The organism is Pontimicrobium sp. MEBiC01747 (assembly GCF_053601635.1).
The window spans coordinates 1-13,186 of the sequence record NZ_JBSHNS010000428.1 but is presented as its reverse complement, the minus strand read 5'-3'; the positions used below and the strand labels follow the sequence as shown (position 1 = coordinate 13,186).

At 33.5% G+C, this 13,186-nt stretch carries 8 protein-coding genes; all 8 read left to right on the top strand.

From position 1 onward, the window contains the following. Positions 1-1,134: hypothetical protein (locus ACVC2P_RS13890; RefSeq protein WP_452599053.1), on the top strand; the 1,134-nt coding region annotated here is incomplete at its 5' end. Positions 1,135-1,243: 109 nt separating this feature from the next. Next, on the top strand, positions 1,244-3,832 hold the full coding sequence (locus tag ACVC2P_RS13885) for a hypothetical protein (RefSeq protein WP_452599052.1): 2,589 nt from the start codon (positions 1,244-1,246) through the stop codon (positions 3,830-3,832). A 20-nt stretch (positions 3,833-3,852) separates the two neighbouring features. Beyond that, positions 3,853-6,129: a hypothetical protein gene (locus ACVC2P_RS13880; RefSeq protein WP_452599051.1), complete on the top strand. Its 2,277-nt coding sequence runs from the start codon at positions 3,853-3,855 to the stop codon at positions 6,127-6,129. A gap of 7 nt (positions 6,130-6,136) precedes the next feature. Next, positions 6,137-8,389 carry a hypothetical protein gene (locus ACVC2P_RS13875; protein WP_452599050.1) on the top strand — a complete coding sequence of 751 codons (2,253 nt, stop codon included), beginning with the start codon at positions 6,137-6,139 and terminating at the stop codon, positions 8,387-8,389. Between the two features lie 2 nt (positions 8,390-8,391). Beyond that, positions 8,392-10,719, top strand: coding sequence for a hypothetical protein (locus tag ACVC2P_RS13870; protein WP_452599049.1), 2,328 nt, complete (start codon positions 8,392-8,394; stop codon positions 10,717-10,719). A 4-nt stretch (positions 10,720-10,723) separates the two neighbouring features. After that, positions 10,724-11,287: a hypothetical protein gene (locus ACVC2P_RS13865; RefSeq protein ID WP_452599048.1), complete on the top strand. Its 564-nt coding sequence runs from the start codon at positions 10,724-10,726 to the stop codon at positions 11,285-11,287. Positions 11,288-11,322: 35 nt separating this feature from the next. After that, positions 11,323-12,411: a hypothetical protein gene (locus ACVC2P_RS13860; protein WP_452599047.1), complete on the top strand. Its 1,089-nt coding sequence runs from the start codon at positions 11,323-11,325 to the stop codon at positions 12,409-12,411. A gap of 176 nt (positions 12,412-12,587) precedes the next feature. Then, a partial coding sequence (locus ACVC2P_RS13855; protein ID WP_452599046.1) for a magnesium chelatase domain-containing protein occupies positions 12,588-13,186 on the top strand: 599 nt, incomplete at its 3' end.

Sequence of the window (13,186 nt, the reverse complement as noted above, 5' to 3'; positions counted from 1 at the left end):
AATGTAAGCTACAAGCAAAAAGATCATAAATCAGGTATAGTACGTCAAAACACAAAATCATTTCTATTTGAAACAGGAGAAGAAGTCTTCACATTTAGAGCCAGTATGGCAAGAAATTCAAAAGGCGAACTAATGGATTTCTATAAAGCAGAAGCCAAAATCTCATACAAAGGAACAGCAGATGCGCCACCACCAATAGTATTAAATAATATTAGCGATAGAGTATTAAACATCTCTTACGATAGATTAGGGTTTATAACAACACAAGTATCTGCAGGAGATATAGATTGGACAGCCATTAAGGAAGCAGTCGTAGAATTAGAATATAAAGCAGAACCAAACAAACCAGACTCTAAAAAACAAATACGATTAAAACAAGACAATCCAGTAGACACATGGAAATGCTTTATGTATGGACATGATGATAAAACGTACCGTTACAAAGTAAAATACTTTTATACAGACGGAACCGAAAGCGAAACAGAATATAAAAACGATACCAGAGAATCATTAATAATAGATGATAATTTAATAGGAAGGGCCAAAGCATCTTTCGATGTTTTAATGGATACAGAATCTGTAAAAACAGCAAAAATTGAAGTAATCTATAATGATGAAACAAGCAAAATAAAAGAAGAATTCTCTAAATGGTTTGAAGGTTCAGAAACATGGGATTGGAGCATGAGGCTTCGTGAAGGCGCAACAACAGAATTCAAGTACCGTTATTTTGTGCAATATACAGATGGATTAGTTTTTGAATCGGAATTAAAAACAGCCAATAGTGGTGAAGACATTCCTCCAATAGATATAAAACGATACAAACAAAGCCTTACAGTAGATGCAGGCCTATTAGATTGGACAAAATGGAGAATGGTATATGCAACTATTAAGTATGAAGATAAAGCAAATAAGTACCAAAAACAAGAAACTATTAGATTAGACGAGAGTAACTTCATGAAATCTTTTGAAATCTTTTCATTCCATCCAGGAGCAAATCAATACACATGCGAATTAAAATACGCAGGAAGTGACGGAAAAGTAATAGACGCAAAACCTAAAACTACAAAAGGAGGGATTTTAATACTAGAAGCACCACAAGAAAATGCAGATTCCCCAGAATCTGATGCAGAGTAAAAAACAATAATAATCAATAATTAGTATTACTTATAGTCTTTGAAATTGCTGTGTTATTTACACAGTAGTTTCAAATACTGTGAGCAATACATAGGCTAAAAATATAACTATGGCACTCCAGATAGACCCATCGAAATTTAAAATGCATCAAGCAAAGATGCTGAAATTAAAAGTCGATCCATTAAAAATGAAACTATTTTCAAAATTAATGGTAAATAATGCAGTAACCAACACATTAAATGAAGCACCAGTTTCAGATAAAATATATAACTACAAAGGAAAACAATATGGGAGACCATTATTTAGGTTATTATCTAACAATTCAGGGAAAAAAATACCAGGACAACAAGGGTTACGTTTCTCTAAAGACAATAATGGAAACTTACATTTAAATGCTATTGTTGAAGCCTATAGAGAAGAAGTAAATGTTATCCCTCTAGACTTTAGAGATGTAACATTAAAACTAGTCTATGATGCTAATGGAAAACAAGAAACATTACCTTTATCCATAACGCAAATACTACCAATAAAGCAAACTAATGTATTAAAACACATATATGCACATGCTATTATAAAACCAGAGCATAAAGAAGCTATCTACGAAGCTTTAGTAACAGGTAATAAGTTATCTAAACTAGACATAAATTTAAATCTATGGTGGCAAAAACCACAACAACCAGTCGCAGCTAGATCAAGGACACCTCGAAGAGTACCACAAAGGCGAACAGTAGATCCAAATGCATGGATAAAACGTTTAGGGAATCCCTTTTCTATACGAAACCTTAAAGTAAGAGGCACACATATTTATAACGGAAATGTAAGATTAATGTCCTTTAGGTCTGTAGCAGACGTTAAAAAAGCATTTAATGTTATAAGACATTATAATATGAGTAAAAAATGCTCAATAGGAGATAGTTTTCATTATTTCTTATCAGGAAATAATGCACCAGTTGGAGGCTTTAAAGGTGAGGACTGCTTAGGTTTTAACCCAGCAAAAATACAAGTAAAAAACGTTAACAAACGGTGGAAAATAGTAGAAGGCAACCGATACCTATTCGATTTCGGAAGTAATAGAACACAAGCTACACAAGCCTTTAAAATCATTAAACATTACGGGTTTGATGCCGTGTGTTATGTAGGGAGACCAAAACCAGGAATGACCTATTTAAAACGTACAAAACCAGTACGTATGCAAATGTTGCACATGGTTGCAAGACCATATATGGTAAATCCTAAAGTTACAGCCGCAGCAGTTGCAAAACCAGCACAAACACCTAAACCCCAAAAAATAAATATAAAGGCACAAATACATATGCTTTATGAGCGTAAAGACCCAGAAGTATTTCAAGGCTTTTTTGCAGAATTAGAAACACAAGAATACAAGTGGGAACAAGGCGCAAAAATAGATGAGCAGAATGCAAGCGTACTACATTCCTACTATTATAGGCTAACCAATGACCCAAACAAAGTATTCTTTTTACCACAAGTATATAGAATAGGTGTAAACCATAACACAGGAGAACCTAGAGTGCATATAAACATGTACAATAAAGAAAACGCTACAGGAGAAATGGAGTACCGTATAAACATGACATTTCATGTAGTACCATACTTTCACCCAAGAGCAAAAAAAGATTTAATGAAAGCTTTAGATATAAAATCTGAAGGAAAAATTAAATATGTCGAAAACCTAATACTAAGCGGTTATAAAGAAGTGTCTTTTGAGTTAGAAGATCGGTTTTTAAGTGATAATGCATTGTTTTCAGAAAAATTTACCGAGAAAATATCAAAAATAGACCCATCTACAGGCTTTACAATTACTGCCGATCATAGCCTAGAATCTTTTGAAGTTTTTAAAAGAGAACTATTAACTAACGGCATTAACATAGGAAAACTCTATTTTGATTTAGAAGAAGAAAAAGATGGAGAAATAAGTGTAATTAGAAGTAACCCAATAAATGTAGAGCTAAACTTTAAAAAACTAGAAAACATTCCATTGCATATAGAAGCCTCTACAGTTAGTTACGGTAACCATTCTATTATTTGTGGATTCAATTTACTTAATAAAACAGACATTCCCTTAAACGTAGGAGGAGTAGAGTTAACATTACTCTCATCAAAAGACAATCATATCTATGATGTAGATAGCGATTTAAATACAAAAATAGATGCAGAAGATTGGCCAATAAGTATAGAAACTAACGAAAACAAAACCATATTTATAGACGATAATGATATCGATCAACTATCAGACGAGCATATGGTATGGAACGATTTAGTATGCGAACCATATAGTATTAGAGCAAACATAGACTCCGAAAAAATAATGGCATCAGTAATAGATCATGCCTCTGGAGACCCAGAAATATGGAACTTAGATGTTGTATGCCAATTATACAAAAATTGGGAAGATTGGACCGAAGAACAACGTGCGCCATATAAAGGTATTGTTGGGTTAATAGTAGATATAAAAACAGACGATGGAGAAGAGTTCTCTCTAGAATTAAATAGAGAAACACCACAAGGAACTATAAAAATGTCCAGATCTGTAAAACAACTATTACAATCCACTAACTACGATAACAGAAAATACCAGTACAGATTAACCAATATAACATTACCACCAACACCCTCTGGAGCATGGAAAACCCCAGAAAGTACAAGCGTAAACCGCTTACAAGTATATCCAGAACTATAATAACATTAAAAACTTAAAACATGACAACTTTACCACAAATAGCAGTATTAGACGATATCATAGCATTTCCAGATGACGAAAACCCAAATATGTTTTACCTAGCCCGTTCCACACCACAAATAAGAATGGATGATGATATGCCCATTTTTAATGGATTATTCTGGACAGATAAAGCAGATGGAACAGGAAGTTCTACCGCAGGATTAGCAGGAGGTTATGTTAATTTTGATATAAACTTAGGAATATCAGAAGAAGAAAAACGTAAAGCCGCTAATAAGCTGAAAAAAATGAAAATTCAGCAACAACGTAGACGAGAAATAGTAAAACTAGAAAAAGAAAGATTAGGCTTAATAGCTAGAGCAAGAGGAGAATCTAGAGTACCAGAACCAGACGTTCCAGCAGTAGGAGAAATTACCTTTGGCGCATTAGAATATACAGATGGCACCGTAACATTATTAGAAGAAAAAGAAGGAGGCTTAGTCTCTTGGTCTTCAGCAGGAGGCCCAGCAAGTTTAGTAGGCGATAATAATGCGGCTTTTGCTATTCGTTTAAGCGCAGATGGAGCAGCCGTTTGGTATAAAGCTTTAAAACAAGGAGATAAAGCTATAAGTACACGTTACGACTTAAAATTTAGATTACGCTTACCAAGTTTAGAAATTAGAGCATGGGCAGGATCTACACAAAAATCTGAAATAAACCGAAAAGTAGATCGCGTATGGAAAAACCAAGACCAAGGCTGCTCAGATGCAGATGTAGAACGTATAGATGTCTCTAGTGTTGTAGAAAACATGACAGAAGAAGGGCTTTTAAATATAGAAATAAAAAAAGGTTCTACAGAAATTTCAGATGAGCACGTTAGCCAATTACGCGATATGGCTATAAAACTTATCGAAGACAAAGTAAAAGAAATTATAAAATCTAGAATTCATGGCATGACAGAAGAAGAGCGTAAAACCTCTATGATAGAAGTTATGAAAGAAGAAATACGATCATTTGTAGAATTGCGTTTTACACAACGAGACGTTGTAGAATGGAAGATGGCACCACAAGCCACAATAATGAACTTTTTAGAAGATGTTTCAGAAGAAAACAAACGAAACATAACAAAACTAGTAGATTTAGCCGACGATATTGTAGGCACAGTAGAAATACCATTACAAGTAAATGCGCCATGGGAAGAAGCCCCTTTTGTATCCTCAGTTAAAGTAATGGCAGAATACCCATCAGCAGAAGAAAACAAATCTTGGCTATTCGATAAAAATACAACCAAAGATAAATGGCTGTTTAGACGCCCTAAAAAAGACGATGCAGTCGTTAAATATACCTCAGAAGTGTACTTTAAAGGTGTTTCAAAACCACTATTAATACCAACACAAGAAACTAACGGATTAATAAATATAGAAGTAGGTAAAGTTGGTTTTATGCAAGCAAACTTTAAACCACACCCAACTTTAAACTCACTTTCAGGAGACAATAAAATATTAAACATTCAAGTAGCCATTAACTATAAAACAGAAGACGATTCAGATCATTTTAAAACCTCACTAGTCTTTAAACCCGAAGATGTAGAAGGTAAAAAATTAGAAAGAGCAATATACGAGCACGTAGATGCGCCAATAGAATATACCGTTACCTATTACAGTAAAAACGGAAAAGTAATAGAAATGCCATCTCAAAAATACTACTTCACAGAAAATCAATCGGCAGATATTTTTACACCAAACCCTTATGAAGATACACTAGAACTAGATGTAGAATTAGGGATGTCTCCAGATGAAAGCTTAAAGAAAATTATTGTTGAATTCCAATATAAAGATGACGATAATGAGTTTACAAGCGAAGATAAAGTTGCATTAGAAGCAGAAGAAGATTGGGAGTCTGTAACAGCAAAATTAGTACAACTCAACAAAGACAAGCAAGACTTTAGGTACCGATATAAACTTATAGGAGACAACCTGTTTTCAAGAAGTGGCTGGGTAGATAGCACAGGAGATCAAACCTTAATACTACCAATACTGCAAGTAAGCATTAACGTTAGCCGATTAAAAATAGGAGAGAAGTACCAAAATGTAGTACTAGAACTATCGTATAAAAACGATAAACAGAAAGTGAATCATCAAATATTTTTAGACGAAGAATCTGCGAAAAAGCCAATCAATTGGTTTATACCAAGAATAGACGAATCTCATGACAGTTATACCTACTCTATGACATTATATCCAGAAAACGGAGACCCAATAGAAGTGAAGGACTTAGAAGGAAAAGGGAAGTTTTTAATTATTAAAGATGTAAAATAGTAAAGCTATGTTAAGTTATCAACCACCATTTATGGATGTGGGGAATCTTACCATTTTTAGAGATGATACAGATTCCGAAACATTTTATTATGCCAATATCCAGCCTTCTATAGTAGAAAAAAGAGAAGGACCAGCAATATCAGCCTATACTATTTTACCAGAAAGTAGTACAGATAAAAATATAAACCAAGTAATGGATACCAGTCTATCCTTAGAAGTCTCTTTAAAAGTAACAGATAGCATATTAGAAAAAGCAAAGCTAGAAATAAAAGACAAATGGGGAATAAAAGCAAAGCGTTTAATACCCGTTACAGTTACCGATGGTAAAGTGTATATGGTTATAGCATCTGCAGGAGAAGAACCAGACCCAAAAGATTGGTACGTAAGCTCAGGAATATCACCATCTATATTTGGTGATAACCGTGCTGCGTTAGTAGTAAAAACCAGTGGAGAAGAAGCCAAACGATTAGTATCTGCATTAAATGAAGACGTAGTTGCAGGACACGTATATTACGAATTAAATATGCTAGGTATAGCCCCAACATTTAAAGCAAAAATGCGAGTAAAGTGGGATAGAGTATATAAGCACTTTGAAGATATGAAGGTAAAAAACTTTATATTTTACAGAGAAGAAATAAGTAATACACTAGACGATTTAAAAGAAACCAGTATGGTAGAAATGGAGATAGAAGAACTAGATCCAGATGTTTCCGAATACGCTTCAAAAACCTTATTAAATGAGTTAAAAACCGAAGCAATAAAACGTTTATTTAATCCATCAGTACCACCATTAAGCGCTAGTAAAAAAATAGAAAATAGAATAGCACATGCAGTGGGAATGATTCATGCCTCTATAATACCAGGATCACATTATATATTAAAAAACAATAAAGAAGCACAAACCAACGAACTTATAGTTGATTTAAGAGAGCGTAAAGTCAAAAAATATCCATTCTATCCGCAAGCCTTACTATCTAGTATGATACAAAATGCAGGCGGCTTAGGCGATAACTTAAAATGGATTAAGCTGGACGATATGCCGTTTAGAAGTGAAACAATTACAGTAGATATAGCAGCAGATACATTTAAGATAAATAACATAAAAACAGTAAAAATAGACTGTATTGTTTGGGACGAAACCAATAATAAGCAAGAAAATGAGCAGACGTTTATTTTTAATACAGCTGAAGATGTAAAAGGCACCTTTAAATACACACGCCAAAACGCAAATAATTATAAGTACCGTTACAAAGCCACAATATACTTAGATAATGATGGCACAGGTTTACCATCACAGATGGAAGTAGATTGGAAAGAAACCACATCAGAATTTATCTACTTTAATCCAACAGAATACTTTGAGAATGTAAAACTACAAATAGGTATAGACGATAGAACCATTTTTAATAATACACATCTTATTGAAACAACTATAAATGTTATAGAACGCGAGACAGATAGAAAAATATTAAGCCAATCATTTTTACTTAAAGAAAATGATAAAGACGAAAACGAAAAACTGTTATCTCTGTTATACAGTAAGCTTCATCCCGTTAAAATAGACCTTCAAGTTATTTATTACATAGAAGGCTCAGAAGAATATATATTAAATCTAGAAGACCATAAAGACTTTAATTTCTTCATACCAAACCCATTCGAAAATAAATGGTCTGTAGAATTAATGAGTAAAGTAGATTGGGAGCAAACCAATAAAATAATCACAGAACTACGCACGTGGGATTACACCCGAAAAACATGGATAGAAGAGAAATTTAACTTTACCAAAGACAAAGACGCACATACCTTTTCAGTAGTGACAAGTTTAAATACACCAAAAGAAACCTTTGAATATAAAAACACAGAAATTACTTCAGAAGGAAACATTAATAGAGGCGCTTGGAAAAAACACGATGGTCCAATACTAATGATAAAAGATAAAGTAAAGCCAGAACGCACCATTAAAATAACTCTAGAAGACGCACCAGACTTTAAAGAACACGAAGTAAAAGAAGTAAAACTATACATAGTCTATAAAGACAATGATAATGACATCATTATTAATTCAGACGACAAGCAAAAGCTAGAATTCTCCAAAATAGGAGAAACACTATACTTTACACACGATATGCTAGATGCGTCGCAAACAGACTATAAATATAGAATTAAAGCAAAAAGCAAAAGTGGAGACCGTTATAAAACAAAATGGATAACCTCCAGTACAGAACATTTAAAAATAACCCTTCCAGAAAATATTTGGTAATTATGTTAGATCTATCAAAACCATACGGAGTACACGAAGACATTTTGTTTTATGGCGATCATGAACAAGAAAATATAGTCTATTATTTACCCAATGAAGTAGGCTTAGCACCTATAATTTCAGACAATGACGATATAGATAAAGCATACGACTTTTTTCTTCAAATATTTAAAGAAGGAAGAGCCATACAAGGCGGTTTAAAAGAATTAGAAGACTCCTCGGGAGCAATTATGTCTTTAGGCGTGCAATGTATAGCAAATGCAGAGCGCTTAGAAAAAGCAAGAACCAAACTTATAGAAGACCATAAACTACAAGAAGATTTCATCTTTACACCACCAGAGTGGAAAGATGGCTCTATAGATTTAATCGTTTTAGACTCTACAACACAAAGCGAAGAAACTATTAACGAAGACGCTTTTGTAGATAGTATCATTGGCTCTAAAAAACCCTCGTTATCTAGTAGCGATCTTAAAGCTGTTTTTAATGTAAGGCTAGATCGTAAAGGGGCAAGTTTAATAGCAGCAACACTACAAGGCGATCGTAGCTCTGTAGCAGGCATACTTTACGATTTAAAAATGAAAGTCATGCGCCCTGCTTTAGATATGACTATAGAGGCAGACCTAGACCGCTGCCATACTAAAGTATCACATATGGTAGCAGCAGGAGCAGCAATAAAATATGGAGAACTTACTATATCTGCAAAAGCAGAATTTGAATTCATTAAGGAAAAATTGATAGAAGAAGGCGATATAAAAGTAAATATCATTTCTCAAGTAACCACACCCGAAATGAAACAAATGGTAGACGATATGGTAAAAGAGTTTACAGATAAAGTCATGCGAGAACTCTTTTCTCCTTATGTATCTCCAAATTTACCAGATATTAATTTACCAGAAGGAGTAAACCCAACACCTGGAGATGGTATTCTAATAGGTGTGGCGTATAAATTTCAAAAGAAAAAACTATTCCATAATAAAAGAATATTTGTGGATTATAGAGAGCGTTCTACAACATTAAAAACGCATAACCCACAAGCACATTTGTGGTTGTTGGGAAATCAAATAAAAGATGATATCGATAACTATACGCAAACGGTAACCTTTGGAGATTTATGGAGAGAAAACCATTTAAAAACTAAAATATTACATGATTTTGAAGCAGAACATAACGATTTATTAAGTGCTGAGGTTTTAATATGGCGAAAAAAAGATGGTAAAAAAGAACTATCTAAAACAGGTGGCTTTGCTATTCCAGATGATGCCATTCCGTTAATAAGTTATACAGTAACAAAAGAAGATCAAGAAGAACATGAAATAGCTTGGACAACAGAACCAGATGAAGCATCAGGCTATTACTATCAAGTAAAATTTACCTATAGAGACGATATAGATAATGTAAGTACACCAGTAACCATTTTTAGTAAAGTTATTTACAGTAGCTCTCAAGATTTAATACTAATACCTCAAGTATTGGCACCGCTAAAAATATTCAACTTTAAGTACGGAAGTATTAATAAAGATAAAGTAAATGGTATAGATATTTACCTAAGAGCTAAAGACCAAGACGGTACACAAATTAGTCAGGAAATACTAACACTCTCTAATGATAATAAAGAAGAATTCTGGCGTATTAGAAACCATCCACACGATGTAGCAACTCTTGAAGAAGAACGCCATTTTCATTTTGCAGATGGCAGACCAACACTAAAGCAAAATGCAGTAGCCTTAATAGATGAAGAGTTAATACTAGCAGACCCTTTCGAATTTAAAAAAGTAGATATAATACCTGTAATAACAGGAAATACAGACGATTTTCTAGAAATATTATTACAAGTGAACTATACGGCAACAAACGACGATTTTGAGTTTAGTCAGCTATTTAGAGCAAAACTACCAGATTTTGCACTAGATGAAATTACTATTCCCGTATTAGAAAAAGGAGATGCAGTAGACTACACATTCACAGCCATTACAAAAGATGGCGATTTAGTTGATTTAGAAAGTGGGCAAACCAAAGGCGGTGCCTTACTGTTAAAAATAAAACAGAAAGCTCCAGACAACGGGATTACTATAATTTGGGATGGACCAGAACTAGAAACAGAAGATTTAGATTATGTACGCTTAGAGTTTAAACTAAAAAAAGAAGATGGAACAAAAGAAAAACTAGACCATGTAGAATTTACCAGTGATGAGGCACCACAGCCTATAACTTATATAGTAGCCGAAGAAGGAGAACTTTCTATGCGCGTTGTAAAACGCTATATAAATGGGAGTAAAGACAAAGGAAAATATAAAACAGTAACAACAAAAGAACTAACAATAAAACCTTAAAACAATGGAAAATATAATAGACACAATGGGAGGAAAGCTATTAAGCTATGGTGTATCTGGATTTGCCCTATTAATGATAGGATTTACCTATTACCTCATGAGAAGCGAATTAAAACGAGACCTACCAAGACACATCGCTATAAAAACAATATGGATGTTTATGGGGTTAGTAATCTTATCTACAGTAGTAGTAGGCTTTTTTAGTTTACCACTAGCTAATAAAAATGATGAATTAAACGATGAGGTTAACGGGTTAACAACAGATGTATCACAACTTATGGAAATGCTTACAAAATATGAATATGCATTAAACGATTTGGCATATAAATTAGATAACGTAAACAAACCCAACCCAACCCCACCGCCAAAACAAGATAATGGTAAAAAGCCAACTTTAAATACAACATTGTTAGCTAAACATGTTGATTTTTCAAAAATTACAATACCTAAAGAATATAAGGCAGTTAAAGCAATAGATTTAGATGCCGCTAAACGAAAAGAACTAAAAAATGCTGTGCAGTATAAATTAAATACCAATCAATTTAAGCAAGCTCTAAAAAAGAATTAAAAGAAGGCTAACTAGCTTTAATTAAAGCATAAACGATGAAAAAATATATTATTTTAGTTGCTGGTTACGAATACCACAATGGAAGAACCAATATGGCTACAATAGCCAAACGTAGAGCGAACTATTTATTACATAAAAATAGATCGTGGCGAACAGACCCTCAAGTCAATTTTATTCTATTCGATGTGCGAATGGGAAGAATAGATAAAGGAACAGTAAGTAGTGGAAGAATCACTTGGACTCTAGAAAACGACGGATTCGATGCTATAGATGATAGCACACATTATGATAGCGAACGAAAATTTATAGAAGCAAATACAAATGTAATATCTATAACAGATGCCTATGCCTATATTCAAAATATTGGACAAAACGAACCAGGAACAGTTCAAGAATTTTCTATTTTAGGACATGGATGGAGAGGAGGCCCAGTATTAGTTAACACTTATGAAAGAGCAGAATATAGAGCTAATGGTTCTAGATCTAGAGAAAGAGACCCATGGGATAAAGATGGAAGAACAAAAGACACTAATGTAACCAATATGGGCTTTACACCTTGGCTTAATTATAAAAATGCATTTGCCGATAATGCTTATATCTGGGTTTGGGGTTGCGCCTCTAGTAGACGTTATAAAACGGTGATACAAAAAGTATTACGCTCTCCAGAATTTAGAGCAAAACGTTATGGAAGACATGTAGATACAGATACATTTACATTATCTTTTTCACAACAATTTGCAGACGATAATTTTATTTACGACCCTTTATTTTTCTATAGATCTGCAACAGCAGGCTCAACAAGTAACAGACGCTTTACAAGAACACTGTTAGAAGTTAAAAACTTTTTAATTAGAGGCTTAGTACATACATATGCAGGGCAAATGGCATATAACACCAATATAAAAACGTATGCTGCCTTACCAGGAACAGGAGCAGATTACGAGCGAGGAGGAACTAGTAGTAGAAGAGTAATGGTAGTACCTACAAGCAGTAGCACCTATGGTTATAGCTTTAGTCAAATTGTCCGCTTTTATAAAACCTATTTAAATACAGTGGAAGATCCTGAAAATAGAGACTATGCGTTTTATGATGCAAGGGTTATACAAGGTTGGAAAGGTAGGTGATATTAAAGTATAAGTTATTGTATTTAAGTTTTTTAAATAAATACTGTATTGTATCTGTGAAAAAAATAAAATATTATCACAAAAACATGAGAAACAAATAAGAGCACATTAAATGTTTAAAAATTTTTAGTTACATCTATTTTTTCTACTTTTAGTTTCTAAAATCAATAATTTTTATGCTCAAAAAAGTTTTTGGGAGCGCCGTATTTGGCGTAGAAGCAACCACAATAACAGTAGAAGTAAATGTAGATTCTGGAATAGGCTATCACCTTGTAGGGCTACCAGATAATGCTATAAAAGAAAGTAATTACCGCATAGCCGCTGCATTACAAAATAATGGCTATAAAATTCCAGGCAAGAAAATAACAATAAATATGGCACCTGCCGATTTACGAAAGGAGGGAAGTGCCTATGATTTAACATTAGCAGTAGGAATACTAGCAGCATCCAAGCAAATACAAGCAGAACATTTAGAAGACTACCTTATTATGGGAGAACTCTCTTTAGATGGAAGCTTACAACCCATAAAAGGAGCATTACCAATAGCAATTAAAGCCTTAGAAGAAGGCTATAAAGGATTTATATTACCTAACCAAAATGCAAAAGAAGCAGCTATAGTAGATGGATTAGAGGTGTATGGTATTGATAATATTAAGCAAGTCATTAATTTTTTCGATAAAAATGAAACATTAGAACAAACCATAATAGATACTAAAGCTGAATTCCAAAAAAGTTTAAACTTCCCCGAATTCGATTTTAGTGATGTAAAAGGACA